This window comes from Nocardia sp. Root136 (genome assembly GCF_001427185.1).
Classification (GTDB): Bacteria; Actinomycetota; Actinomycetes; order Mycobacteriales; family Mycobacteriaceae; genus Nocardia; species Nocardia salmonicida.
Window position 1 is genome coordinate 2828447 of record NZ_LMFE01000001.1, and the last position, 23989, is coordinate 2852435.

Annotated in this window: 26 protein-coding genes; 10 read left to right on the forward strand and 16 right to left on the reverse strand. The window is 67.7% G+C overall.

Going from position 1 to position 23989, the window contains the following annotated elements:
* Positions 1 to 10 precede the first annotated feature (10 nt).
* Positions 11 to 1186: a lipase family protein gene (locus ASD42_RS12930; protein ID WP_082843574.1), complete on the forward strand. Its 1176-nt coding sequence runs from the start codon at positions 11 to 13 to the stop codon at positions 1184 to 1186.
* A 50-nt stretch (positions 1187 to 1236) separates the two neighbouring features.
* On the opposite strand, the gene ASD42_RS12935 is transcribed toward ASD42_RS12930, so the two are convergent.
* The 5 genes from ASD42_RS12935 to ASD42_RS12955 all read right to left on the reverse strand — a co-directional run bounded on the left by ASD42_RS12935 (position 1237) and on the right by ASD42_RS12955 (position 6569).
* Positions 1237 to 1731, reverse strand: a complete 495-nt coding sequence (locus ASD42_RS12935) for a YbjN domain-containing protein (RefSeq protein ID WP_056816220.1) — start codon at positions 1729 to 1731, stop codon at positions 1237 to 1239.
* The gene (gene mshA / locus ASD42_RS12940) at positions 1728 to 3086 is read right to left on the reverse strand and encodes a D-inositol-3-phosphate glycosyltransferase (RefSeq protein WP_200950447.1); all 1359 of its coding nucleotides are present in this window, start codon (positions 3084 to 3086) and stop codon (positions 1728 to 1730) included. The genes ASD42_RS12935 and mshA overlap by 4 nt, the downstream gene beginning before the upstream one ends.
* A gap of 151 nt (positions 3087 to 3237) precedes the next feature.
* Positions 3238 to 4227: an alpha/beta hydrolase gene (locus ASD42_RS12945; RefSeq protein WP_056814533.1), complete on the reverse strand. Its 990-nt coding sequence runs from the start codon at positions 4225 to 4227 to the stop codon at positions 3238 to 3240.
* Positions 4228 to 4617: 390 nt separating this feature from the next.
* Entirely contained in the window at positions 4618 to 5631 is a 1014-nt protein-coding gene (locus ASD42_RS12950) for an alpha/beta hydrolase (protein ID WP_056814536.1), read from the reverse strand.
* 119 nt (positions 5632 to 5750) lie between these two features.
* On the reverse strand, positions 5751 to 6569 hold the full coding sequence (locus ASD42_RS12955) for an alpha/beta fold hydrolase (protein ID WP_056814540.1): 819 nt from the start codon (positions 6567 to 6569) through the stop codon (positions 5751 to 5753).
* Between the two features lie 90 nt (positions 6570 to 6659).
* Between ASD42_RS12955 and ASD42_RS12960 the strand changes: the two genes are divergently transcribed.
* Positions 6660 to 7394: an SDR family NAD(P)-dependent oxidoreductase gene (locus tag ASD42_RS12960; RefSeq protein WP_056814541.1), complete on the forward strand. Its 735-nt coding sequence runs from the start codon at positions 6660 to 6662 to the stop codon at positions 7392 to 7394.
* A gap of 291 nt (positions 7395 to 7685) precedes the next feature.
* On the forward strand, positions 7686 to 8147 hold the full coding sequence (gene mscL / locus ASD42_RS12965) for a large conductance mechanosensitive channel protein MscL (protein WP_056814542.1): 462 nt from the start codon (positions 7686 to 7688) through the stop codon (positions 8145 to 8147).
* A 5-nt stretch (positions 8148 to 8152) separates the two neighbouring features.
* On the opposite strand, the gene ASD42_RS12970 is transcribed toward mscL, so the two are convergent.
* Positions 8153 to 9511 carry an MFS transporter gene (locus ASD42_RS12970; RefSeq protein ID WP_056814543.1) on the reverse strand — a complete coding sequence of 453 codons (1359 nt, stop codon included), beginning with the start codon at positions 9509 to 9511 and terminating at the stop codon, positions 8153 to 8155.
* A gap of 169 nt (positions 9512 to 9680) precedes the next feature.
* On the opposite strand from ASD42_RS12970, the gene ASD42_RS12975 reads away from it, so the two are divergent.
* Together ASD42_RS12975 and ASD42_RS12980 are read left to right on the forward strand one after the other, a co-directional pair.
* Positions 9681 to 10283, forward strand: a complete 603-nt coding sequence (locus tag ASD42_RS12975; RefSeq protein WP_056814544.1) for an NADPH-dependent FMN reductase — start codon at positions 9681 to 9683, stop codon at positions 10281 to 10283.
* Positions 10280 to 11722 (forward strand): DHA2 family efflux MFS transporter permease subunit, encoded by a 1443-nt coding sequence (locus tag ASD42_RS12980; RefSeq protein ID WP_084787081.1) that lies wholly within the window; start codon positions 10280 to 10282, stop codon positions 11720 to 11722. The genes ASD42_RS12975 and ASD42_RS12980 overlap by 4 nt, the downstream gene beginning before the upstream one ends.
* Before the next feature lie 59 nt (positions 11723 to 11781).
* Here the strand turns inward: ASD42_RS12980 and ASD42_RS12985 are convergent, their stop codons facing one another.
* Together ASD42_RS12985 and ASD42_RS12990 are read right to left on the reverse strand one after the other, a co-directional pair.
* Positions 11782 to 12915 (reverse strand): L,D-transpeptidase, encoded by a 1134-nt coding sequence (locus ASD42_RS12985; protein ID WP_063054499.1) that lies wholly within the window; start codon positions 12913 to 12915, stop codon positions 11782 to 11784.
* Positions 12916 to 13089: 174 nt separating this feature from the next.
* On the reverse strand, positions 13090 to 13578 hold the full coding sequence (locus ASD42_RS12990) for a DUF2505 domain-containing protein (protein ID WP_056814547.1): 489 nt from the start codon (positions 13576 to 13578) through the stop codon (positions 13090 to 13092).
* Between ASD42_RS12990 and ASD42_RS12995 the strand changes: the two genes are divergently transcribed.
* The 3 genes from ASD42_RS12995 (at position 13577) to ASD42_RS13005 (ending at position 16110) form a co-directional block, all read left to right on the forward strand.
* Positions 13577 to 14713 (forward strand): UDP-N-acetylmuramate dehydrogenase, encoded by a 1137-nt coding sequence (locus ASD42_RS12995; RefSeq protein WP_084787082.1) that lies wholly within the window; start codon positions 13577 to 13579, stop codon positions 14711 to 14713. The two genes, ASD42_RS12990 and ASD42_RS12995, sit on opposite strands and share 2 nt — an antisense overlap.
* Positions 14714 to 14777: 64 nt before the next feature.
* Entirely contained in the window at positions 14778 to 15305 is a 528-nt protein-coding gene (locus tag ASD42_RS13000; protein WP_056814549.1) for a DUF2505 domain-containing protein, read from the forward strand.
* A 7-nt stretch (positions 15306 to 15312) separates the two neighbouring features.
* On the forward strand, positions 15313 to 16110 hold the full coding sequence (locus ASD42_RS13005) for a hypothetical protein (protein WP_056814552.1): 798 nt from the start codon (positions 15313 to 15315) through the stop codon (positions 16108 to 16110).
* Here ASD42_RS13005 and ASD42_RS13010 read toward each other — a convergent pair.
* Positions 16096 to 16704, reverse strand: coding sequence for a hypothetical protein (locus tag ASD42_RS13010; RefSeq protein WP_056814556.1), 609 nt, complete (start codon positions 16702 to 16704; stop codon positions 16096 to 16098). The two genes, ASD42_RS13005 and ASD42_RS13010, sit on opposite strands and share 15 nt — an antisense overlap.
* A gap of 105 nt (positions 16705 to 16809) precedes the next feature.
* On the opposite strand from ASD42_RS13010, the gene ASD42_RS13015 reads away from it, so the two are divergent.
* A complete protein-coding gene (locus ASD42_RS13015; protein ID WP_056814559.1) occupies positions 16810 to 17544 on the forward strand; it encodes an LmeA family phospholipid-binding protein in 735 nt (244 codons plus the stop codon).
* A 16-nt stretch (positions 17545 to 17560) separates the two neighbouring features.
* Here the strand turns inward: ASD42_RS13015 and deoC are convergent, their stop codons facing one another.
* Positions 17561 to 18226 carry a deoxyribose-phosphate aldolase gene (deoC, locus tag ASD42_RS13020; protein WP_056814562.1) on the reverse strand — a complete coding sequence of 222 codons (666 nt, stop codon included), beginning with the start codon at positions 18224 to 18226 and terminating at the stop codon, positions 17561 to 17563.
* 115 nt (positions 18227 to 18341) lie between these two features.
* On the opposite strand from deoC, the gene ASD42_RS13025 reads away from it, so the two are divergent.
* Complete coding sequence (locus tag ASD42_RS13025) at positions 18342 to 18869, forward strand: GNAT family N-acetyltransferase (RefSeq protein WP_056814565.1); 528 nt, start codon at positions 18342 to 18344, stop codon at positions 18867 to 18869.
* Position 18870: 1 nt separating this feature from the next.
* Here the strand turns inward: ASD42_RS13025 and purU are convergent, their stop codons facing one another.
* The 6 genes from purU to ASD42_RS13055 form a co-directional block, all read right to left on the reverse strand.
* Positions 18871 to 19761: a formyltetrahydrofolate deformylase gene (gene purU / locus ASD42_RS13030; protein WP_056814567.1), complete on the reverse strand. Its 891-nt coding sequence runs from the start codon at positions 19759 to 19761 to the stop codon at positions 18871 to 18873.
* Between the two features lie 20 nt (positions 19762 to 19781).
* Positions 19782 to 20834 carry an alpha/beta fold hydrolase gene (locus ASD42_RS13035; protein ID WP_056814569.1) on the reverse strand — a complete coding sequence of 351 codons (1053 nt, stop codon included), beginning with the start codon at positions 20832 to 20834 and terminating at the stop codon, positions 19782 to 19784.
* A 78-nt stretch (positions 20835 to 20912) separates the two neighbouring features.
* Positions 20913 to 21191, reverse strand: a complete 279-nt coding sequence (locus tag ASD42_RS13040; RefSeq protein WP_235569396.1) for a DUF2516 family protein — start codon at positions 21189 to 21191, stop codon at positions 20913 to 20915.
* A 95-nt stretch (positions 21192 to 21286) separates the two neighbouring features.
* Positions 21287 to 21952, reverse strand: coding sequence for a hypothetical protein (locus ASD42_RS13045; RefSeq protein WP_056814572.1), 666 nt, complete (start codon positions 21950 to 21952; stop codon positions 21287 to 21289).
* Entirely contained in the window at positions 21952 to 22398 is a 447-nt protein-coding gene (locus ASD42_RS13050; protein WP_056814574.1) for a helix-turn-helix domain-containing protein, read from the reverse strand. The genes ASD42_RS13045 and ASD42_RS13050 overlap by 1 nt, the downstream gene beginning before the upstream one ends.
* A gap of 113 nt (positions 22399 to 22511) precedes the next feature.
* Entirely contained in the window at positions 22512 to 23765 is a 1254-nt protein-coding gene (locus tag ASD42_RS13055) for a DUF445 domain-containing protein (protein WP_056816234.1), read from the reverse strand.
* Positions 23766 to 23989: the final 224 nt, after the last annotated feature.

Below are 23989 nucleotides of genomic sequence, written 5' to 3' on the forward strand. Positions count from 1 at the left end.
AAGGAAAGCTGTGTCGAAAATCGCTGTATTGGTGTTGAGTCTGCTATCGGTGGGCTTGTTCGCCGCACCTGCGGGTGCGAACCCGCTTTATCCGACGCCGGATCCGGATCCGTTCTTCACCGCACCGGCTGACATCAGCGCGCTGGCACCCGGCGATGTCGTGCGGACCCGCCACATCGACACCTGGATGTACCCGGGCACCGAAGGCCACCAGGTCGCGTTCCGCTCCACCAATTCGGCGGGCGACGCGATCATGGGCATCACCACCGTGCTCATGCCGGTCGGTGTGAAGAACCCGCCGCTGGTGTCCTACCAGGCGCTGATCAACTCCATCGGCACCCGCTGCAACCCCTCGCAGTCGCTGTTCAACGGCGAACTGCAGGACGCGCCCGGAGCCATGCTGCCGTTGGCGCGCGGCTGGGCGATCTCGGTGCCCGATTACCTCGGCCCGACGGTGGCCTACGGTGCGGCCAAGCTCAGCGGCATGGTCACCCTCGACAGCGTGCGGGCCGTGCAGAAGGTCGCCGAGCTGGGTGTGGGTTCCTCGCCGGTCGCGATCGCCGGCTACTCCGGTGGCGGCATGGCCACCGCGTGGGCGGGCGCACTGCAGCCCACCTACGCGCCGGAGCTGAAGCTCGCGGCCGTGGTGTCCGGTGGCATCCCCGCCGACCTCGAGTTGATGGCCGACGCACTGGGTTTCGCGCCGCACCCCGGCTTCGGCCTGGCCTTCGCCGCCGCGATGGGTATCGAGCGCGAGTACCCCGATCAGGTGCCGGTGTCGGACCAGCTCAACGAAAACGGTCTGTGGTTCCGGGAATTCACCAAGGACGCGTGCCGTCGCTTCCTGCTGTTCCACGGCGCCCTGCGCAATGCCGACCAGATGGCGGCGTCCAAGGAACTGCTGGGCAGCCAGGTGGCACGTGGGGTTCTGCGCGAGAACAGCCTCGTGCACTTCCAGGGCGCGCCGACCGCACCCACCTACATCTGGCAGGGCAAGTACGACATCCTCACCCCGTACGCGCCGGTCGCCGAGACCATCGCCCGCTGGTGCGGTGCGGGTGCGCCGGTGCAGCTGAACACCGTCGAGATCTCCGAGCACATGACCGCCGCCGTGGCGGGCTTCCCCGATGCCTGGAACTACGTCGAGGCCCGTTTCCGCAACGAACCGGTCCCGACCAACTGCTGAGCTGAGAAACGATGCCGGACAGGAACTCTCCTGTCCGGCATCGTTTGTTTTCAGACCTTGTCGGCGTCGTCGATGATGTGCTCGAAGGCGCGCAGATTCTTCAGCGACTCACCCCGCGAGACGCGCCACTTCCATTCCTTGCGAATGGATTCGGCGAAACCGAGCTCGAGCAGGATGTTGAAGTCGTTGTCGACGGCTTCGAGGATCTGACCGAAGACGCGGTCGAGTTCGTCGGCGGTGACCGACTCGGCGGACATGCGGCCGACCAGGTAGATGTCGCCGACATTGTCGAGGGTGTAGGCCACCCCGTAGAGGCGGCGGTTGCGCCGCAGCAGGTATTTGTAGACGCCTTCGAAGTTCTCGTCGGGCTTGCGGCAGACGAAGGATTCGATGCGAACCCCGTGCTTGCCGACGGTCAGCATCACCGTGGTCTTCAGCTTGCGCTCACCCGGCAGCACGACGATGAACGTGTCGTCACCGTGGCGGGTGTATTCGATCTCGCGATCGCGCAGCGTGTCGTCGATGATCTGTGAAACGGCGCTCACCTGCGCGCTCCCGTCCGGCGCCGCCACAGCGCCCGTGATCTGGCCTGACCTGTCTCGCCCGCGTGCAGGGCGATCGGTCCGCGTTCGGCGCGGAATCCGGCCATCGCGGCAGCGTAACTGTCGAGCAGCCCGTCGGCGGTGTGCGCCCAGGAGAACCGGCTCGCGTGCTCGACGGCGGTCGCGCCCATGCGGGTCAGCCGGTCGGGATCGTCGAGCAGGGCGGCCAGCGCGTCGGCCCAGTCGGGCGTGCGATGCCCCGGCACCAGCAGGCCGGATTCGTGGTTGCGAACCGCGGTGCCGAGACCGCCGACATCGGCGGCGAGCACCGGAGTGCCGCTGGCCTGTGCCTCGATGGCGACCAGGCCGAAGGATTCGTTGTAGCTGGGCACGGCGACCACGTCGGCCGCGCGATAGACCTGCACGAGGTTGTCGGCGGGCTGCGGCGGCAGGAACGTGACCCGGTCGGCGATGCCGAGATCGGCGGCCAGTTCGATCAGCGCGTGCGGCTTGGCCAGTCCGGTACCGGACGGCCCGCCCACGATCAACACACGCAGCTTGCGGCTCGGATCCCGGCTCAGGAGCTCGGCCGCGGCCCGCACGAGCACATCGGGGGCCTTGAGCGGCTGGATCCGGCCGATGAACGCGACGATCTGCTCGTCGGCGCGCAGACCGAGTTCGGTGCGCGCGGCGAGCTTGTCGCCGGGGCGGTAGCGGGTCAGGTCGGCGCCGGGGGGCACCACGTCGATGCGGTCGGGTGAGGCGCCGTAGAGGTCGACGAGCTGATGGGCTTCGTCACCGGTGTTGGCGACGAGCCGGTCGGACTCGGCGATCACCTGCTTCTCGCCGATCACCCTGGTTTCGGGTTCGGGGGTATCGCCCTCGGCCAGCGCGGCGTTCTTCACCGCGGCGAGGGTGTGCGCGGTGTGCACCAGCGGCACCCGCCAGCGATCGCGCGCGAGCCAACCGACCTGTCCGGAGAGCCAGTAGTGCGAGTGCACGAGGTCGTAGTGGCCGGGCAGGTGGCGCGCTTCCTGGCGCAGGACCTCGGCGGTGAACGGACACAGCTGGGTGGGCAGCTCGTGCTTGTCGAGTCCCTCGAACGGGCCCGCGACCACGTTGCGCACGATCACGCCGGGTCCGGCCTCGGCGACCGGCGGCAGCTCCGACGAGGTCGCGCGGGTGAAGATCTCCACCTCGGTGCCCCGTTTGGCCAGCTCGAGCGCAGTTTGCAGCACGTAGACATTCATCCCGCCCGCGTCCCCGGTGCCGGGCTGCGCCAGCGGCGAGGTATGCACCGATAGCACCGCGATGCGATGGGGCAAGAGTTCGGGATGACGCTGGCTCACACCTTCCAGTGTGCACGCCGCGACGCCGCCACCGTTACCCCTACCGGGTTCGGTGACGGCCGTCACAGCGTCTTCGTGAGTGAGTTCACGGACTTGTCGCGGTCGAGCCTGCCCGATCCGGCGCCGGAGCGCGAGCGGATTTCGGACAGCGCGGTGGCTGTCACGCCCGGTGCAGCGCTGCCTCGAACACGGGCCACGATTTGTGCATGTCCTGCTCCCAGTAGCCCCACGAGTGGGTGCCGTTGGGGCGCATGTCCACCGTGGCGGGGATGCCGAGCGTTTGCAGCCGATCGCGCAGCTGCTGGGTGCACAGATTCGTGACGGCCTCGAGCCCGGCGCCGAACAGCAACTGCATGGTCAGCTGCACCGGGTCGCCCTGGGTGGTGGCGATGCTGTCGTACGGACCGGGGATGCCGGTGCCGGAGGAGATGTAGACGTCGGTGCCGCGCAACGATTCCGCGTGCAGGTACGGGTCGTTGTCCGACCACTCGGGATCGGTGGGTGGGCCCCACATATTGGCCGCGTTGCCGAGCCTGCTGCCCACCACCGTTCGCACGATCGCTTGTCCGCGTGGATCACTCGTGCGCACGCACCCGCTGTAGGAGCCGATCGCCCGGTACAGCCCCGGCTCGGAGAGCGCGAGCTGGAACACCGAGGTCCCCGCCATCGACAGTCCGGCAATGGCATTGGCGCCGGTGCCGTCGAACTCCTTGTCGATCACGGGCGGAAGTTCCTTGGTGAGGAACGTGGTCCACCGCTGTTTGCCGAGCACCGGATCGTCGGTTTTCCAGTCCGCGAAATAGCTACCGGCACCGCCGAACGGGATCACCACATTGACCTGTTTGTCCTTGAAGAACTCGACGACATCGGTTCGATCCAACCAGTTGCCGTCGCTGCCCCCGCCGACCCCGTTGAGCAGATACAGCGTCGGCGCTGGCGCATTCGGATCCGCGGCCCGCAACACCCGCACCCTGGTGACGATGTCCATCGCCGGCGAGTACACGCCCACATCGATGGTGCGATCCGGCTCGACCCGCTGATCCTCGATCCGCGCTGTCGGCTCCGCGCCCGCGGGCGCCCCGACCACAAGACCGGCCAACACGACCGACACGGCCACTACAACCCGTGCGCCCACTGCTCGACCGAACATCATCGAACTCCGTTCTCGACGCCGAATCCTCTTCTCCACATACGATCCAACGACATTCCAGAACGCTACACACGATCTCAGCGGAAGTCTGTGACGATTCCTAGAAGACTTACCCGAAATCTGTACGTTCATTCTCCTTGGTTACCCAGAACAATCACGGGCCGATCACATAGGCACCGCAGACCAATCACATCACCGACTCTACCTGCGCTGTTATGCCTCATCCGCGCACACCGTTGCCCGATTTCATCGGCGGAAATAGACCGGTCGGACCCGTTCGACCTATTCCGCTAATTGCGAAATATGACACAACAAGCATGCAAAGTTATTCGCATCTCATGATCAGCGCCGAACCAGCGGGCTGACGCGGCCTGCGAGCAGACGGCAGGCTCAGCCGACCCGCAGGGCCGCGGCGAACAGCGGCCAGGAGTGACGGAGGTCGTCGCGCCAATAGCCCCAGGAGTGAGTTCCGTTGGGGCGCAAGTTGATTGTGGCGGGGATGGCCAGGTCGCGGAAGCGGGTGGCGAGCTGTTGTGTGCACAGGCCGGTGACCGCGTCGAGGGCGCCGCCGACGATCAGCTGGTCCACCAGCTTCATCGAATCACCGTGTAGCCCGGGTCCGTCGACGGTGTCGAGCCCACCGGGAAGGCCGGTCCCGGAGGAGACGTAGATGGCGAGGCCGCGTAGACGCTCGGCGTGCAGAAAGGGATCGTTGGCAGCCCAGAGGGGGTCGCCGGGTTGTCCCCACATGTTCACAGGGTCGCCGTTCTGACCGGAGACAACGGTATTGACGATGGCGTGTCCCTGCGGACCACTGGTGGAGACGCAGCCACTGTAGGAGCCGACGGCCTTGTAGAGCTGGGGTGCGGCGAGCGCCAGCTGGAAGGCCGCGGTACCCGCCATCGACACCCCCGCGACGGCATTGACGCCGTCGCCGTGGAACTCGGCGTCGATGACGCGGGGCAATTCGCGGGTGAGGAAGGTGGTCCAGCGCTGACGACCGAGGACGGGATCGTCGGCCCGCCAGTCGGCGTAGTAGCTGCCCGCGCCGCCGATCGGCATCACGACGGTGACCTGCTTGTCGGCGAAGAAGGCATCGGCGTCGGTGCGGGTGAGCCAGTTGCCGCCGTCGCGCCATTCACCGGTGGGGCCGACGCCACCGTCGACGCCGTTGAGCAGATACAGCACCGGCGCCGTCGCCGTGCCATCGGGCGCGGGCAACACCGCCACGGTCACCGACTTCGCCATGGCGGCGGAGTGCACCACCAGCTCGACGACCCGGCCCGGACCCGGCGTGACGGAAATCAGCCGCGTGGCGTCGGTGGCCGGGCTCGCTCCGGCCACCGGAGCAGCGCACGTCAGGGCCGCCGCGAGAACCAGCACACAACGCGTCAAGACGCTCATGCGCCACCTCCATGCCCGGCCGCGGGACAAGGCCGTCGAGCTCAGAGTAAGTCGCCCTCACCTGCCTCGGACATGTTTCTGAAACATTGCCGATTCAGAGCTGGCGGGGTGCACCGAACTCACTCCAGCGCGTCGATAAACGCGCTGACCTCGGCAAAGAAGCGCGGTCGGTCCTCGATGAAGAGCCCGTGCTGGGCCCCTTCCCAGAAGGAACCGCGGGCGTCAGGGGCATTGTCGAGGATGTACTGACCGTTGGCCGCCGGGACCACCGGGTCGTCGGTGCCGTGCAGCACGAACACCGGAACATCCAGGGCGCGCAGCGTTTCGGTGTTGTCGATCGTGCGGTAGAACAGCGCCTTGCGTACCGAAGGCGGGGTCGCGAGACTGCCGCCGAACAACCGCTGCGCGTCGACGCCCTTGTCCGCGCCCGGCCCGGTATTGGCATTGCCGAACACCGAGAAGGCACGCACCGCGCGCCCGGCGGCCTCGTCGAACACCCCTGGAATCGCCTTCTCCATCGAGGGCCCGGGAGCCGCACCGGGCACATCGCGGCCGATATGGGCGGGCGCACCGCAGTAGACGACGCCCGCGACAGCCGAGGTGCCGTAGGTGGCGAGGTAGTCGGTGGCGACGATCCCGCCGTAGGACCAGCCGAGCAGCACCGCACCGGAGTCGATGCCCTCGGCGGCCAGCACCGCGGCCACATCGCCGGCCCAAGCCTTGGGATCGTCATAACCGTCGCCGGGATCGTCGGAGTACCCGTGCCCGCGCAGGTCGACCGCGATCACCCGGTATCGCTCGGCCAGATCAGCCGCGGCAGCACCCCAGCAGCGCAGATTCCCCGCCCACCCGTGCAACAGCACCAGCGGTCTACCGGTACCGCTCACCTGGTAGACGATCCTCGTTCCATCGGCACTGACAGCATCGCGAATAGCCATACCGACAGGCTAATCGGCGGCGCTGCGTCTGACCTCACGGTGATCGGAGCCATGGCGCCCGCAAATCCGGGGCGAATAAGATCCACCACCATGAGCATTCGCACCGCTGTCGTCACCGGAGCCAGCTCGGGAATCGGTGAAGCCACCGCCCGGGAACTGGCCGAACAGGGCTATCACGTCTATGTGGGCGCCCGTCGGTTCGACCGGGTGCAAAGCCTCGCCGCCGAGATCGGCGGCACCGCGCTCGAACTCGACGTCACCTCCGAGGAATCGGTGCGCGCCTTCACCGACGCGATCGACCACGTCGACGTGCTGGTCAACAACGCGGGCGGCGCGAAGGGCATGGCCACGGTCCTCGACGCCGACCTCGACGACTGGCGCTGGATGTGGGAGACCAACGTCGTCGGCACCCTGCGCGTGACCAAGGCCCTGCTGCCGAAACTGATCGCCTCCGGCGACGGACTGATTGTCACCATCACCTCCATCGCCGCCCTGCAGACCTACGACAACGGCTCCGGCTACACCTCCGCCAAGCACGCCCAGGCGGTTGCCCACCGCACCCTGCGCGGCGAACTCCTAGGCCAACCGGTCCGCCTCACCGAGATCGCCCCCGGCGCCGTGGAAACCGAGTTCTCGCTGGTCCGCTTCGACGGCGACGCCGACCGCGCCGCCAAGGTCTACGAGGGCATCGACCCCCTCTACGCCAAGGACATCGCCGAAATCGTCGGCTTCGTGGCCACCCGCCCGCCCCACGTCAACCTCGACACCATCGTCGTCAAACCCCGCGACCAGGCAGGGCCCGGCTCCTTCGCCCGCCGCTCCTGAGGACGGCGAATACCCATACTCGACCCACTCCTCGCCCGGTAAACGTGAGGCTCGACACTCCTGGGCGTCGAGCTCTTCGGTCGATCTGCTTCGCGCGGCATCCCATCGGGTACCTGAATTCCAGGGCGGGGTAGGCGAATCCAAGATCGGTGGTCGTTCGAGTAGCGGGGCGGGCGGCGGGAATTGATACTGGGAGCGGATCGCTCGGGCGTTGCTGCGAATTCGCCATGCCGAGCGACTGATCTTTAACATGGCCGTTTGTCGATAGCCAGTATGAGGAGTAGATGTTCGATGCTCGGTATCAAGTCCGTTTTCGGTGGGTTCAAAGATTTCCTGATGCGCGGGAACGTCATCGACCTCGCGGTCGCGGTCGTGATGGGTACCGCGTTCACCGCGGTGGTCACCTCGTTCAGCAAGGGGCTCATCAATCCGCTGCTCGCGGTGTTCGGTTCGACCAATGAACTGGGCCTCGGCGTTCAGCTGATCGCCGACAAGCCAGCGACCTTCATCGCGTTCGGTCCGATCATCACCGCGTTCATCGACTTCTTCATGGTCGCCGCGGTCCTGTACTTCGTGCTGATGCTGCCGATGAAGTCGCTGAAGAACAAGTTCGGCACCACCAAGGACGCCGAGCCCACCGAGACCGAACTGCTCATCGAGATCCGCGATCTGCTGGCCAAGCAGCAGGGTCTGACCACCGACGAGACCGTCGCGCTGAGCAAGGATCGCGCCAGCGAGTCCGTCGAGGCGTAGCCAGTTCAGACGTAGGCCGGAGTCCTGCTCGGCCAGCGCGGGTGGTTGGGGTCGATCACGTAGGCGTGGGTGTGCTGGAAGTGCCGTGGCCCGATCTGGATCGCGTCGGCCAGGATCGCCGGGTCGACCGAGCCGAGTTCGTGGACATGCGTGATCTCGGCCGGATCATGGCGTGGCCACAGCCGGATGGCCGCGGTGGCGCCGAGGCCGGCGATGACCGCCAGGGTCGCCCAGGTGGCGGTGAAACCCGCGGTGGTGGCCAGCCAGCCGGTGATCGGGTAGGTGATCAGCCAGGCGAGGTGGGACAGGGAGAACTGGGCCGCGAACAGGGCGGGGCGGTCCTGCGCGCGAGCGGAACGACGCAGGACACGGCCGGTGGGGGTGAGGACCAGCGCGGTGCCCGCGCCGATGGTGGCCCAGGTGGCGAGGGCGGCGGACCAGTGCCACTCGCCGATCGGCAAGATCGACAGCGCGAGCGCGGCGGCGAGGCCGACGAGCAGAACAGCGGCACCGGCGAGCATGACCGGACGTTCGCCGCGGCGGTCCAGGATCCGGGGCAGGGCGAGGGCGATGACCATGGTGCCGAGGCCGTTCGCCGCCAGCAACAGCGCGACGCCGGACTGAGTGCCGCCCAGCACGTCCCGGGCGTAGTTCACGGTGTTGACCATCACCACCGAGCCCGCGGCGGCGACCACCAGGTTCAACCCGAGTAGCCCACGCAGTCGCGGAGTCGCCGCGAACAGCCGCAGCCCGGAGGCCAGGCGTTCGGCGATCGCACCCTCGCCGACCACCGCGTTCGGGATACGCGCGGCCAGCACCAGCGCGACCGACACCGCGAAGCCGAGACCGGTGCCGACGAACAGCCAGTGGAAGCTGATCAGACTCAGCGCCAGCGCCGCCAGCATCGGGCTGAGCAGTGTTTCCATGGTCGCCGCGAGCTGAGCCGCCGACAGCGCCTTGGTGTAGTCGCGCTCGTCGGGCAAGATATCGGGCAGCACCGCCTGGTAGGTGGGCGTGTAGGCGGCCGAGGCGATCTGTAGCAGCGTGATGAGCACGTAGATCTGCCAGATCTGGTCCACGAAGGGCAGCGCCAGCACGATCGCGCCACGAATTCCGTTGAGCGCCATCAGGAACTGCCTGCGCGGCAGTCGGCCCGCGTAGGCGCCCGCGATCGGCGCGACGGTGACATAGGCGACCATCTTCAGCGTCAACGCGGTACCGAGCACGATGGCCGCGTTGCCGCCCGCCAGTTCGTAGGCGAGCAGACCGAGCGCGACGGTGGTGAGTCCGGTGCCGAACAGGGCCGCGACCTGGGCGGTGAACAGCAGTCGGTAGTCGCGGTGAGCGAACAGCGAGGTGGTCATGGCCTGCCCTTTCAAGACTGCTTATCTGCGTATGAATGCAATAAGCAGCTTAATGCCGTGAGTATTCCCGGACCACCGAAATCTTCTTCGGCTTGACCTCGAGGACAGTTGAGGTAGGACGGTAGAGCGCAGCGGCGGCCGAGGGCCGTCACCGACGAAGAGGAACGTCATGAGCGCCACGGTTGACCACGTCCGAACCGATATCAGCCCGCTGCGGCTCGCGGTCGTCATCGGCAGTACCAGGCAGGGGCGTTTCGGCCCGACGATCGCGAACTGGTTCGTCCGACAGGCGGCACTGCGCGACACCGTCACCGTCGATGTCGTCGACACCGCGAGCATCGAGTTGCCGCACGCGTTCGGCGCCGCCACCGACCATCCCTCTGTCGCGGAAGCCACCGAAAAGCTCTCGCGCGCCGACGCGTTCGTGGTGGTGACACCCGAGTACAACCACAGCTACCCGGGTTCGCTGAAGAACCTGATCGACACCCACCACGCCGAATGGCAGGCCAAGCCGGTGGGCTTCGTCTCCTACGGCGGCATCTCCGGCGGGCTGCGCGCCGTGGAACACCTGCGCCCGGTCTTCGCCGAACTCCATGCGGTCACCGTCCGCGACTCGGTCTGCTTCCCGAATCCGTGGGGCCGATTCGACGACGCGGGCGAGCTCACCGCTCCCAACGACGCCGATGCCGCTGCCGCGACCATGCTCGATCAGCTGACCTGGTGGGGCGAAGCACTGCGCGCCGCCCGCCTGGCCCAGCCGTACGGGAAGTGACCGCCGTGATCACCACCGTCGAACCGACCACCAGCCGCACTCCGATGCGGGTCGCCCTGGTCCTGGTGGTCGGCATGATCATGGCGACGCTCGATCAGACCATCGTGAATGTCGCCATCAACAAGTTGTCGATGGAATTCCACGCGGGCCTGAGCACGATCCAATGGGTCGCCACCGGCTACTCGCTCGCCCTCGGCGCCGTGGTGCCGACCTCGGCGTGGCTGGTCGGCCGATTCGGCGCCAAGCGGTTGTATCTGATCGCGATCAGCGCGTTCGTGGTCGGCTCGGTGCTGGCCGGATTGTCGTGGAACATCGAGTCACTCATCGCTTTTCGACTGATCCAGGGTGCGAGCGGCGGGCTGTTGATGCCGGTCGCCATGACGATCCTGCTGCGCGCGGCCGGACCAGAGCGGCTGGGGCAATTGATGAGCACGCTCGGGTTGGCCATTCTGGTCGGCCCGCTGCTCGGCCCGGTGATCGGCGGATACCTGATCGACGAGGTGTCGTGGCGCTGGATGTTCTTCATCAACCTGCCACTGGGCGCGTTGGTGCTCCTGCTGGCGGTACGGGTGGTGCCCGACGACACGCCGGAGCCGCCGCGGGCGCTCGACATCCGCGGGCTGCTGCTGATGTCGCCCGGGTTGGCGCTGGTCATCTACGGCGTCACCGCCGCGGGCGAGAGTGCCGGGTTCGCCACGCCCGCGGTGCTCGTGCCGCTGCTGGTGGGGATCGGCCTGATCGCCGCGTTCGTGCGCCGTTCGCTGACCACCTCGGTGCCGCTGCTGGATCTGCGCGTGCTCGGCAACCGGATCACCGGCACCTCCGCGGTGCTGCTCGCGGTGTTCGCGAGTGGCTACTTCGGCTCGATGTTGCTGCTGCCGTTGTACTTCCAGGTGGTGCGCGACGAGTCAGCGCTGGTGGCAGGCGCTTTGGGGATTCCGTTCGCCCTGGCGTCGGGCGCGACGATGCAGGTGGCGGGCAGATTGATCGATCGGATCCCGCCCGGCCGGTACCTGCCCGCGTCGATCACGGTGGCGCTCACCGGGTTCGTACTGTTCGTAGTCCAACTCGACGCGGACGCGCCGTACTGGGCGCTGTGCCTGACGATGGTGCTGATGGGCGCGGGCGGCGGCGGAACCATGATGCCGGTGATGACCACGGCCACCCGGACGCTGAGCCGCGAGCAGCAGCCCGCCGGGTCGACGGTGCTGAACATGATCAGCACCACGTCGATGGCGATCGGCACGGCGGTGGCCTCGGTGACACTGGGCGCGCTGCTCCCGGTGGCGGGTGGACTCCAGGCGCTGCACGCCATGACGGCGGATCAGCGAGCCGAACTCGCCCCCGCTCTGGCCGACGCGTTCCAGCACACCTATCTGATCGCGCCCGTCATGATCGCGCTGGCGCTCGTCCCGGCCCTACTCCTGCCCCGCCGCTAGCGCAGACCGAACCGTCGTGCCGTGGACATCGCACCGCGGCACGCCGGCAGGGGTCGGATCTATCCGGCCGGCAAGGCGGACATCGACGTCCACGTCGACCAGTCGATGGCCCAGTCGTAGATGTCGCCGTCGGCCTGGGACAACTCGATCGAGGTGCCGGTCACCTCCACCGGATCGCCGTAGAGCGCGGTCGGGAAGTAGGCCTGAGCATCGCCGGGCGAGAGGTTGATGCAGCCGTTGGTGACGTTCGACGAACCCTGGGCCGAGAGGGATTCGGGGTTGGCGTGGATGAATTCGCCGTTGTTGGAGATGCGGACGGCCCACCGTTCGCGCACGTTGGTGTAGTACGGCGGATTCGACATCATGAAGTCCTCGTACTTCTCGGTGACGACGTGCACGCCCGAGCGGGTCACATTGCGCGGCTCGTTGCCTTCGCCGTAGGAGACCGCGAAGTCGAAGACCGTGGCGCCGTCGCGCACGACCTGCATGCGGTGGCTCGGGGCGTTCGCGATGACGATCTGGCTGCGGCCGATGGTGAAGTCGGAGGTGACATCGGAGTCGCCGTAGGCGCCGCCGCCGAGGTCGACGCCGTAGAGCTTCGCGGCGACGTGCACGGTGGTGCCGGGGGTCCAGTAGTTCTTCGGACGCCAGTGCACCCGCGAGCCGTCGTCGTCGGGCAGCCAGGCCCAGGATCCCTCGGTGCCCTGGTCGGTGGTGACGGTGAGCGCCTTCTCCACGGCCGCCTTGTTGGTGACCGGCCCCGCGAACTTCAGGATGATCGGCGCCCCGATCCCGACCTCTTGGCCGTCGCCGATGTTGATCGTGGCCGGGATGGTCGATTGGGGGCTGATCGTGGTGAAGGTGCCGTCGATCGGGACCGGTTTCGCATCGGCCCCGATGGCCGTCCCCGCCCAGGTGTACGACGCGCCGTAACCGAGCGGTTCGGAGACCTTGTAGGTGGTGCGGTCGGGGCTCAGCTGACCGGTGATCTGCTTGCCGCCGGCATTGGTGAGGGCGATCTGGTCGATCGTGCCGTGGGTGACCGTCACCGACACGGGCGCGACCGGATCGACATCGGTGGCTCCCGGCGTCGGCGCGATGGTCACCTGCGCGACCGGCGTCGCCGCCTCGGCGTCCTTGCCCGGCCGGTCGATCGTGCATCCGGTGAGCACAACGAGCACCGCCAGCAACATCGCCGCAATCACCGATCGACCACCACGAACGCCGATGTCACGGCGTGGCGCCGACGAACTACGACGCGCGTTCTTCCGCGCGCGCAACAGACCGGTTACCGAATGTTTGCTCACGCATCGAATGTACGCCGAGCTATCGACCCGCACCCCGTGAGCGCGGTCTCACCACAACCACTACTGGCGGTTGAGCCATTCCTCGGTGAACGCGGCCTCGTTGGCGAGGAGTTCGATCAGGTGCTCCGAGATGGCCGCCTCGATCTTGCCGCCGAACAGCGGGATCTTCACCTCGATGGTGCCGTTGATCGCGGTGGTGGAGCCGGTGCCGTCGTCGGGGGCCATGGTGACCGTGCCGCGGACCACCGCGGGGGCGCCGTCCACGCGGGCTTCGAAGATGCCGCCGGTGCCGGTGTAGGTCTCGGTGCGCGGAATGATCAGGTCACCGGGGCGCACGGCGGTGATGGCGGGCGGGAGCTGATCGGCGGGGATCGACTGCACCATCTGGACGCGGACCTGGTCGCCGTCTACGGCGAAGGCGTCGAGCCGGGCACCGGGGCCGCCGACCTCGGCGATCCGGGCCTTCCAGTACTGCTCGTCGGAGTACGCGGCGCGCACCGCATCGACGGAATGCGTGTAGCCGGCAGTGAACGCCAGAGGTGTAGCCATGCTCGACACGGTACCGTCTGCGGACGTGCGTACAACACGGGTGGTGTCCTCCGATCAGCTGCGTGACCTGCTTGCCGATACCGGCGCGAAGGTCAGCGATTCGGTGCGTTTGTCCGAATTGACGACCCTGCGGGTCGGCGGCCCCGCGCTGCTGGCCGAATGCGCGAGCACCGAGGCCCTGGTGGCCACAGTGAAGGCCCTGGATGCGGCCGGTATCGCGGTCCTGCTGGTGGCGGGCGGGTCGAACCTGCTCATCGACGACGCGGGCTTCGACGGCGTGGTCGTCCGGGTCGGCACGACCGGTGTCGAGCTGAGCGCCGACGGCGTGGTGGCCGAGGCGGGCGCGAACTGGGACGAGGTCGTCGCGGCGACCGTCGCGGCCGGGCTTGGCGGGCTGGAGTGCCTGTCCGGGATTCCGGGTTCGGCCGGCGCGACGCCGGTGCAGAACGTGGGCGCCTACGGCGTCGAGGTCGCGTCGCTGTTGCGCCGGGTGCGGCTGCTCGATCGCAAGACCGGGGACGTGCGCTGGGTCGAGCCCACCGAACTCGGCTTCGGCTACCGGACCAGTGTGCTCAAGCACAGCGACGACGCCGTGGTCCTCGCGGTCGAGTTCGCGTTGGATCCGAGCGGGATGAGCGCGCCGTTGCGCTACGGCGAACTGGCGAAGGCGCTCGGCGCGGGCGACGGCGAGACCCTGCCCGTCGAGCAGGTGCGCGCGCAAGTGCTCCGCCTGCGGGCAGGCAAGGGCATGGTCCTGGACCCGGCCGATCACGACACCTGGAGTGCCGGTTCCTTCTTCACCAACCCGGTCGTCACCGAGGAGCGGTTGCCGCGGGTACTGGCCGCGATCGCCGCGCACGTCGGCGACGACGTCACCGTGCCCACCTATCCCGCACCCGACGGCACCAAGCTCTCGGCGGGCTGGCTCATCGAACGAGCCGGTTTCGCGAAGGGCTTCCCCGGTGACGCCGCCGCCGCGCGCCTGTCCACCAAGCACACCCTGGCCCTGACCAATCGCGGCGCCGCGACCGCCACCGACATCGTCGCCCTGGCCCGCACCGTCCGCGCGGGCGTTCAGGAAAGGTTCGGCGTGACGTTGGAGCCGGAACCGGTAACCATCGGCATCGATTTATAGGACCGAGCACAGACAACCCACCACTTCCCGCCGCCCACACCCCAACCACGTAACGTGTCCTGCCATGGCACGCAGACTGGACTACTCCGCTCGCTACCCCCTGCACACCACCGAAGAGCTGTACGCAGCCCTCCAGAGCAGGGACTACTGGGAAGCCCGCGTCGCCGAGATGCGCAAGTACGCGCCCAACAACGAAGTGGTCAGCCTCGACGTCTCCGATGACGGCATCGACGTGGTCCTGCACCACACCCTGCCCCGCGAGATGCTCCCCGAGATCGCCCAGACCGTCATGCGCAAGGACATGGTGATCACCCGCAAGGAGAGCTGGGGTCCGTTCGACCACGACGAGACCGAGGGCAAGTTCTCCGCCTCGATCCCCGCAGGCCCCGGCAGCCTCACCGGCACCATCCGCCTTTTCCCCACCGAAACCGGCGCCACCATGCGCTTCTCCCCCACCGCCAAGGTCTTCATCCCCATGGTCGGCCCGCGCCTGGAGCAGCTGATGCTGGTGAATCTCGTCGACCTGTTCCGCGCCGAGCAGGAGGAAACCCTGCGCTACCTGGATCGAGAATCCGCCGAGAAGACCGTCTGACCCACCCGTGGCCCCGAGCCGCAAGGCCGTCCCGCCGGTCGGCACCATCACCCGCGGCACCACGGGCGTCAACCGCCTCCGCCGCAGCGACCGCTGGCTCGTCAACGACGAACTCGTCAGCACGACACTGCGTGCGGCCACCTCGCCCCTGGTTGTCGATCTCGGCTACGGCGCCGCCCCCTGGACCACCTTCGAGCTGGCCGCTCGCCTGCGCACCGTCCGCCCCGACCTCGAGGTGGTCGGTCTGGAAATCGACCCGGCCCGCGTCGTCGAACCCCGCGACGGCGTCCGCTTCGCCCGTGGCGGCTTCGAACTGGCCGGACTGCGACCGACCCTCGTCCGCGCGTTCAACGTCCTGCGCCAATACCCCGAGGAAGCCGTCCCCGACGCGTGGTCCCGAATCCAGTCCAATCTGGCTCCCGACGGCCTGCTCGTCGACGGCACCTGCGATGAACTCGGCCGCCGCTGCGCCTGGGTGCTGCTCGACCGCCACCGCCCGCTGTCCCTGACGCTGGCCTGGGATCCCTTCACCGTCGACCGACCCTCCGACATCGCCGAGCGCCTGCCGAAAGCGTTGATCCACCGCAACATTGCCGGTGAACGGATCCACACCCTGCTCACCGCGGCCGACCAGGCCTGGGAGCGATCCGCGGCCATGGCGCCGTACGGCCCCCGCGTCCGCTGGCGAGAAGCTGCGCAGATGTTGCGCGCCAACGGTTTCCCGCTGCGCCCGTATCACCGGCGAATGCGCGACTGCGTGCTGTCGGTGCCCTGGGACGTCGTCGCCCCGTCACACCCGGCTTAACGCCCGCCGCACCCGCGTCGACGCGCGCGGCGCCAATTGCTGCCCACCCCACCAGATCTCGTCGGTATCGCACCGGTGGATCGCTACCGCGTCGGCCACCACCTCGTCCAACGCCGACTGCGAGATCTCGGTCTCGGCCAGATCGAGGACCGTCCGCACCGGCGTCGTCACCAGAAACGGCCCGGCCGACTCCACGTCCGCCCCGCAGAGCTTGCGTCGGGTCAGCACCAACCGCGGCGTCACGGGTGGGCGACCCGCCGACACCGACAGATGCAGAAATCGCGGTTGCAACCTGCCGAGCCCGTGGAGTTCGGCCGCACTCTGATACGACACCGCCGCCGCGCCGTCGAACCACGCCGCCCACATCGCGTACTCGTCCAGCGGCCCCACCCGCCACTGTCCCAGCCGCATCATCCCGACCCCGGCCCTGGTCACCGACCCGTCCCCCAGGGCCGCCCTGACCTGCGATTCGCAGCCGGTACGCAACACCTGACGCGTGGTGAAGAAGCCCGCGTGCCGCCCGGCGAGGCGCCGCAGCACCCGCCACCGATGATCCGCTGTCCCCGCCACCCGGCGCGCGTCCTCGCCAGTCATGGGTCCAGGTTACGCCCGGTCCAGTGTGCCAGGTCACATTTTGCTGTGAAGGCTTTCACCACGTCCTCAGAGCGGACACAGAAAGATCGGGAAGAATCCGATGCCATGACCACACAAAAATCCCCACGCCCCAGGATCGGTCGGCGCTCTCTGGTGATCGCGTTGGCCGTGGTCGCAGCCCTACTCGTCGCGGCCATCGCCGGAACCGAAGCCTATGCCCGGCACAAGATCTCGAGCTGCATCAGCGGCGCGTTCGAGCAGCAGATGGGTTCGAGCATCGACGTGGGCTTCGGCCTGCGCCCGATCCTGCTGTCGTATGCGGACGGCAAGGTCGGCACGATCACCGTCGACAGCGAGGACAACCAGTTCGGCCCCGCTGTCGGAATGGTCGTGCACGCGAAATTCAACGACATCGAACTCGTCGACCGGGGCCGAGGCGGCGGCACCATCGAAAGCTCCACCGCCGATGTGACCTGGAACAACGACGGTATCCGCGAGACCCTCGGCACCATGGTCAGCGGCGTGAGCTCGTCGGCGAGCACCGGAGTGCTGACTCTCGATGTGCTCGGCGGCCTCGCCCAGTTGGAGGTGCAGCCGCTGGTCCGCGACGGCAACATCGTCGTGGAGACGAAGTCGGCGCAGCTACTCGGCATCGGCCTGCCCACCGACCTCGTGCAGGGCATCGTCGAGACCTTCACCGAGAGCTTGCAGAGCTATCCGCTCGGCCTGCGCGCGCAGGAGGTCAAGGTCACCGATGACGGTGTGAACGTGCACCTTTCAGGTGGCAAGACCGCACTCGAGAGCGCCCCGTCCGGCCAGCAGTCCGAGTTCACCTGCTGATCCTGCGAGGCGGTGGCTACTCGGGAAATCCGGCGAGGACGGCGGCCGATTTCGACAACCCGAGCCGCGTAGCCCCGGCTTCGATCATCGCGGCGGCGTCCTCGGCGGTGCGGATCCCGCCACTGGCCTTCACCCCGAGCCGCCCGCCCACGGTCTCCGCCATCAACCGCACCGCGTGCACGCTCGCACCGCCCGCCGGATGAAAACCGGTGGAGGTCTTCACGAAATCGGCGCCCGCCTGCTCGGCCGCCCGGCACGCGCCGACGATCGCCTCGTCGGTGAGTGCGGCCGATTCGATGATCACCTTGAGCACGGCCCGTTCCCTGGTCGCCTCGCGCACGGTGATGATGTCGGCGAGAACGGCATTGAAGTCACCGGCCAGCGCGGCGCCCACGTCGATCACCATGTCGACCTCGGCGGCGCCCTGATCCACGGCCAGCCGCGCCTCGGCGCCCTTCACCAGCGAGTGGTGTTTGCCGGACGGGAAGCCGGCGACGGTGGCCACCACCAGTCCCGGCGCGCGCACCGGCAGCATCGAGGGCGACAGACAGATCGCGTACACCCCGAGTTCGCGCGCGTCGGCGATCAACGCGTCGACCTCGGCCGGTGTGGCTTCCGGAGCGAGCAGGGTGTGGTCGATCATGTCGGCCACGGCGGCCCGGGTCAGCGGCGCGGAAGTCATTTGCCGAGCATGGCATACGCGCGGCACCGTCCGGCGCAGAGGGCATCGCCGTATCCGGACATCGGCGACCGCACATCATTGCGCTCGCCTACCCAAATCCTGGAGACTTAAGCCTGTGCTGATCCGTCGCGAGACCCCAGCGGACGCGGTGGCGATCGCCGCGATTCACCGCGCCGCCTTCGCCCCGCATTACGCGGGCGATCCGGCCGTCACCGAACCACCCGAACCCGCCCTCGTCGAAACGCTACGCACCGACGAGTCGTGGATGCCGACGCTGTCACTGGTCGCGCTCGAATACGACACCGTCGTGGGGCACATCTGTCTCACCAGAGCCGGTATCGGTCCGTTCCCCGTGCTGGCGCTCGGCCCGCTCGGCGTCGATCCGGAGAAGCAGAAGTCCGGCGTCGGCTCGGCGCTGGTCCACGCCGCCCTCGGCGCCGCCGATGCCCTCGACGAATCGGTCGTCGGCCTGGTCGGCGACCCCGACTACTACGCCCGCTTCGGTTTCGTCCCCGGCGCGCGCCTCGGCATCGTGCCCGACGAGGCCGAATGGGGGCCGTACTTCCAGGTCCGCCCGCTCACGGCCTACGACTCCGCCGTCACCGGCGAATTCCGTTACGCCGCACCGTTCTACGACCTGTAGATCACTCGAAGACGACCGTGCGCCGACCGTGCACGAGCACCCGGCCCTCGAGGTGCCAGCGCAGCCCGCGCGCGAGCACGACCCGCTCGATGTCACGGCCCTGGCGCACCATGTCGCGCACGTCGTCGGCGTGATCGACCCGGATCACGTCCTGCTCGATGATGGGCCCGGCGTCCAACTCGGCGGTGACGTAGTGGCAGGTCGCCCCGATCAGCTTCACCCCGCGCGCGTACGCCTGGTGATAGGGCCGCGCGCCGACGAACGAGGGCAGGAAGCTGTGATGGATATTGAGCGCCCGCCCGGCCCAGTACTCGCACAGCTCGGCGGGTAGCACCTGCATGAACCGGGCGAGCACCACCGCGTGCGGATCATGGGAGTCGACCAGTGCGCGCACCTGCTCGAAGGCCGGACCGCGCTCGGCCGGGTCCTTCGGGAACGGCACGTAGTGGAACTTCACCCCGTGCGCCTCGGTCATCCCCGCGAGGTCGGGATGGTTGCCGATCACGGCCTCGATGGTCGCGGGCAGCTCACCGGCCTGCGCGCGTCCGAGCAGGTCGTGCAGGCAGTGCCCGTCCTTGCTCACCAGCAGCACCGCCCGCCGCGGCGCACCGGAATCGTGGAGCTGCCAATCGGTCTCGGGACCGAACTCGGCGGCCACCTCGGCGAAGCGCTCCCGGAGCTCGTCGATGGAGAACGGCACCGTCGAGGCCTTCACAGCCTGCCGGGTGAAGAACCACCCGATGTCACCGTCGGAGTGGTACCCGGCCTCCACGATCGAGCCGCCGAACTCGGCGATGAACGAGGAGATCCGGGCGATGACGCCCGGCCGGTCCGGGCAGCCGAGGGTCAGCACGAACCGACGGTCGTCCGAGGTCACAGCGGTAGAACTCATCCGCCGATTCTCGCAGGCGATCAGGCGAGGGCGCGCACGGGCTCGCGGACGGCGGAGAGTACCTGGGCCACTTCGGCATTGAACAGGTCGAAGCGTTCGACGTTGCCCAGATGCCCGGTCGGCAGCACTTTGAACCCGGCGAGCGTGCCCGCTTCCGCCAACAGCGCGGCCAGGCGCTCGGCGTGGATCGCGGGGGTCATGTCGTCCCGGTCGCCGGCGAGCACGGTGGTCGGGACCGAGAAATTCTTCGCGTCATCGCCCAGGTGCAGCGCGGTGAGCAGGAACCCGTAGCGCGAACGCGTCATCATCGGACAGCCGCGCACCACCGACAGCGCGTAGTCCAGCTTCTCGCGCGAGGTGTCGAGGGTCATCACCTGACGGGCGAAGATCCAGCGCACCGGCTTGATCGGCGGGAACACCACCGGGGTGCCGAGGATCAGCCTGCCGAGCCAGTCCGGCGTCGGCATCGACCGGCCGCGCAGAATCCGCAGCGGCACGTTGAGGCCGGGAACCATGGTCGACACCTCGACCAGCGAGTGCGCGCCGGTATTGGTGAGGATCACCGCGGCGGCCTGCTCGGCGACGCGCTCGGGGTAGCGGCCCGCCCAGGCGATGAGCGTCATCCCGCCCATGCTGTGCCCGGCCAGCACCGCGCGCTGACCCGGCAGCAACACGGCGTCGAGCACGTCACACAGGTCGTCGGCGAGCAGATTCGTGCTCGGGCGGGCGTACCCGTTGGTGCTCTCGCCGTGGCCGCGCTGGTCGTAGGCGACCACGCGGTACTCGCCGGCGAAGGCGTTGATCTGGGCGTTCCAGTACTCGAGCGAGCACGTCCAGCCGTGGGCGAACACGATGACGGGCGCGTCGACCGGTCCGTAGGCGTGCACCCGCAGGCGGGCGCCATCGGCGGTGACCACCGGAATCACGTCGTAGGGCATCCGCGGCGGATCGAAGGCCGCGATCCCGTGCGTCCGTGTCCGCAGGTCGGCCCGGTGGGCCGCGAGGGTGGTCTCGACCACGGTGGAAACCCGGCCGACCAGGTTCACCAGAGCCGTCGGCAACTTTGCGCGCATCGGCACACTCCTTTGTGTTACTGACAGATACAGTAACACCGCGTACCACTCACCTGCGAGCCCTTTGGGCCGACTTTTCTACCAGCGCGGGCCGCGCTGCACCTCATCGACCTTCGGACGCACGTCGGCCAGGTACACACCGGTCGCGATGATCGCGATGAACGACAGCATCCCCAGCCCACCGATGCCGATCAGCAGGAACACCAGCGCACCGCCGAGAATGGCCAGCCAGATGGGCTTGGTCATCTTGTCGACGGCGGTGAAGGCATCCGAACGCTGACGCACAGCGTGAATGAGCGCGAACACCGTCGCGCCGAAGGCGCCGATCCACAGGATCAGCAGAATCAGCGAGGTCATCCCATTCACCATGTTCACACCCCCATCATACGAACAGCGGCCCCGCACACACCTGGTGTACGGGGCCGCTGTCAGCGGTGATGCGCGAAGGCGAATCAGATCTTCTTCGGCGCGGCCTTCTTGGCCGGAGCGGCCTTCTTGGCGGCCGGAGCCTTCTTCGGGGCCGGAGCCGGCGCCGCGGCGGCGGGCTTGGCCGGAGCGGGCTCGGTGGTGACGGCGACGACCTCGGCATCGACGACGGCCTCGACCTTGTCGGCCACAGCCTCGGCCTCGGCCTTGGTGCGGCCCAGCAGGTCGTTGACCTTGGTCAGGGCGTCCTCGGCGCGAGCGGAGGCATCCTTGTAGAGGGTCTCGACGCGACCGATCTGCTCGTCGACGGCCTGGTTGGCACGCAGCCGGTCGACGGTCTCCTCGCCGCGAACGGCGAGATCGGCGTAGATGTCGAGCGCCTGGCGGTAGTACTGCTCGGCCAGCTTGCGCAGCTCTTCGGAGGTGAACTTCTCGCGCAGCTCGGCGAGATCCTCCGGCAGCTCCGACGGCAGGCCGGAGATGCGGTCGCGCAGGGTGTCGAACTGGGCCTGCACGTCGGCGGGCACGTTCGCGATGCGCTCGCGGGCCTCTTCGACGCGGGCCTTGGCATCGGTGGCGACAACGCGGCCGCGGACGTCGGCGACAACGTCGTTCACGGCGGCGTAGATGGCATCACCGGCGCCGACGGTGGCGAACAGCGGCTTGGTGACAGTGGCGGTCTTTTCGGTCATCAGTCTTCATTCTCCTGGTGTGGCGGAGTGTCAGTTGTCGTGAACGAAACGTCACTGTCTCGTTCGTTCCCCCCTGAGCCGGTTTCTTCCCCGTTTTCCCGGCGAAACGACTCATAGATTTCCAGCAACACCTGCTTCTGCCGCTCGGACACCGAAGTGTCGGCCAGCAGGGCGTCACGGACCGGGCTGTGCGGGCGCTGTTCCAGAAATCCTGCCCGCACATACAACACCTCCGAGGAAACTCGCAGCGCCTTGGCGATCTGCCCGAGTACTTCGGCGGAGGGATTACGTAATCCGCGTTCGATTTGGCTCAGGTACGGATTACTTACCCCCGCCAGAGCGGCGAGCTGACGCAGGGACACCTGCGCGCCTTCGCGCTGTGCCCTGATGAAACCTCCGATATCTTGAGCCGCGTGCGCTACACGACTCTCGGGTTGGTCTGTCATCGCTCACCTTCTGGCGTTGTAAGGCCAATAGTAGAACAGGGTGCTAGCTATTGCAAGCACTACAGTTAGCACCCGGTCGGCTGACACGTACGCAGCTCCGGCTACCAGGTCGTTCAGTGGAACAGCAGCTGCGAGACGGTGTAGATCGCCAGGCCGGCGAGTGAGCCGACCACCGTGCCGTTGATTCTGATGAATTGCAGATCCCGACCGACCTGCAATTCGATCTTCCTACTCGCCTCGTCGGCGTCCCAGCGCGCGACCGTATCGGTCACCAGTGTCGTGATCTCCGCGGAGTAGTTGCCGACCAGATAACGAGCACCGCGATCGATCCACCCGTCCACTTTGCCACGCATCTCCGGGTCGTCACGAAGGCGCTCGCCGAGCTGTTGCACATTTTCGGCCACCTTGCGCCGAAGTGTGGAATCAGGATCTTCGGCCGACTCCAAGATCAACCGCTTCGCCGCTCGCCACGTGGCCTCGGCCATTCCGGTGATCTGCTCGCGGCCCATGATCTCGGCCTTGACCTTCTCCGCCTTGGCGATCATCGCGTCGTCGTGTTGCAGGTCCTCGGCGAAATCCTGGAGAAAGCGATCGGCGGCCTTGCGCAATTCATGATCGGGATCGGAGCGCACCTTCCAGGTGAATTCGACGAGTTCCCGATAAATTCGCTCCGACAACAATGTATTGACAAATTTCGGCGCCCACTGCGGCGCATCGCGCACCACGATCCGATCGATCGTGTCCTGTGAGCCCAGCGCCCACTGGTGCGCGCGCTCGGCCAGCAGATCGATCAGCGGCCGCTGCCGGTTGTCGGCGATCATCTCCGAGAGCACCCGACCCAGCGGCGGCCCCCACAGCGGTTCGGCGATCCGCTTGACGATGGTGTTGTCGATGATCTGCTCGACGTCCTCGTCACGCAGGGTATTGACCACCGCGGTCAGGATCGTCGCGCTCTCCTTCGCCACCCTGACCGCGTGCGCCGGATCGGCCATCCACCGCCCGACGCGCAGCGAGATCTGCGCCGAGTCCAGGCGGGCGGAGACCACATCGGGAGCGAGGAAGTTGGTGCCGACGAAGGCGCCGAGGCTCTCGCCGAGCTGGTCTTTCTTCTTGCGGATGATCGCGGTGTGCGGGATCGGCAGACCCAGTGGGTGTTTGAACAGCGCGGTGACAGCGAACCAGTCGGCCAGTGCGCCGACCATGCCCGCCTCCGAGGCCGCGCGGACATAGCCCACCCACTCGCCACCGCCGCCACGCGATTCGAGCCAGCGGCACAACAGGTAGATCACGCTGGCCACGACCAGGAAACTGGTCGCCAGCGCCTTCATCTTGAACAGGTCACGTTTTTTGCCCGCCTCGTCGGTCATCACCGCGAAGCCGGCGGGCTGTGCGGCGGGCTCGGTGCGCGGCGTGAGAACCGCCGTGTTGCCGGGAGATTTCTCCATAGCCCCCATTCTGCTGTGCGCGCGGCGAGTGCGCCGCCGCCAACCCCGCGTGGCGGCTCCCACGACACGGCGAACCGCCTGGTTTTCGTACGCGCGCGTAAGCACCGGAGTGTGGTAAATGCCCCAACGTGGCCCAAAGGAGCGCC

Excerpts from the sequence above, each read along its gene's own strand:
- ASD42_RS12970 (WP_056814543.1), bottom strand. The coding sequence starts at position 9,511 with ATGACCACCTCGCTGTTCGCTCACCGCGACTACCGACTGCTGTTCACC.
- ASD42_RS12990 (WP_056814547.1), bottom strand. The coding sequence starts at position 13,578 with ATGGCTACACCTCTGGCGTTCACTGCCGGCTACACGCATTCCGTCGAT.
- ASD42_RS12975 (WP_056814544.1), top strand. The coding sequence starts at position 9,681 with ATGAGCGCCACGGTTGACCACGTCCGAACCGATATCAGCCCGCTGCGG.
- ASD42_RS13050 (WP_056814574.1), bottom strand. The coding sequence starts at position 22,398 with ATGACAGACCAACCCGAGAGTCGTGTAGCGCACGCGGCTCAAGATATC.
- ASD42_RS12955 (WP_056814540.1), bottom strand. The coding sequence starts at position 6,569 with ATGGCTATTCGCGATGCTGTCAGTGCCGATGGAACGAGGATCGTCTAC.
- mscL (WP_056814542.1), top strand. The coding sequence starts at position 7,686 with ATGCTCGGTATCAAGTCCGTTTTCGGTGGGTTCAAAGATTTCCTGATG.
- ASD42_RS12945 (WP_056814533.1), bottom strand. The coding sequence starts at position 4,227 with ATGTTCGGTCGAGCAGTGGGCGCACGGGTTGTAGTGGCCGTGTCGGTC.
- purU (WP_056814567.1), bottom strand. The coding sequence starts at position 19,761 with ATGAGTTCTACCGCTGTGACCTCGGACGACCGTCGGTTCGTGCTGACC.
- ASD42_RS13010 (WP_056814556.1), bottom strand. The coding sequence starts at position 16,704 with ATGACTGGCGAGGACGCGCGCCGGGTGGCGGGGACAGCGGATCATCGG.
- ASD42_RS13055 (WP_056816234.1), bottom strand. The coding sequence starts at position 23,765 with ATGACCGACGAGGCGGGCAAAAAACGTGACCTGTTCAAGATGAAGGCG.
- ASD42_RS12960 (WP_056814541.1), top strand. The coding sequence starts at position 6,660 with ATGAGCATTCGCACCGCTGTCGTCACCGGAGCCAGCTCGGGAATCGGT.
- ASD42_RS13035 (WP_056814569.1), bottom strand. The coding sequence starts at position 20,834 with ATGCGCGCAAAGTTGCCGACGGCTCTGGTGAACCTGGTCGGCCGGGTT.
- ASD42_RS13045 (WP_056814572.1), bottom strand. The coding sequence starts at position 21,952 with ATGACCGAAAAGACCGCCACTGTCACCAAGCCGCTGTTCGCCACCGTC.
- ASD42_RS13015 (WP_056814559.1), top strand. The coding sequence starts at position 16,810 with ATGACCACACAAAAATCCCCACGCCCCAGGATCGGTCGGCGCTCTCTG.
- ASD42_RS12995 (WP_084787082.1), top strand. The coding sequence starts at position 13,577 with ATGCTCGACACGGTACCGTCTGCGGACGTGCGTACAACACGGGTGGTG.
- ASD42_RS13000 (WP_056814549.1), top strand. The coding sequence starts at position 14,778 with ATGGCACGCAGACTGGACTACTCCGCTCGCTACCCCCTGCACACCACC.
- ASD42_RS12950 (WP_056814536.1), bottom strand. The coding sequence starts at position 5,631 with ATGAGCGTCTTGACGCGTTGTGTGCTGGTTCTCGCGGCGGCCCTGACG.
- ASD42_RS13040 (WP_235569396.1), bottom strand. The coding sequence starts at position 21,191 with ATGACCTCGCTGATTCTGCTGATCCTGTGGATCGGCGCCTTCGGCGCG.
- deoC (WP_056814562.1), bottom strand. The coding sequence starts at position 18,226 with ATGACTTCCGCGCCGCTGACCCGGGCCGCCGTGGCCGACATGATCGAC.
- ASD42_RS12985 (WP_063054499.1), bottom strand. The coding sequence starts at position 12,915 with ATGTTGCTGGCGGTGCTCGTTGTGCTCACCGGATGCACGATCGACCGG.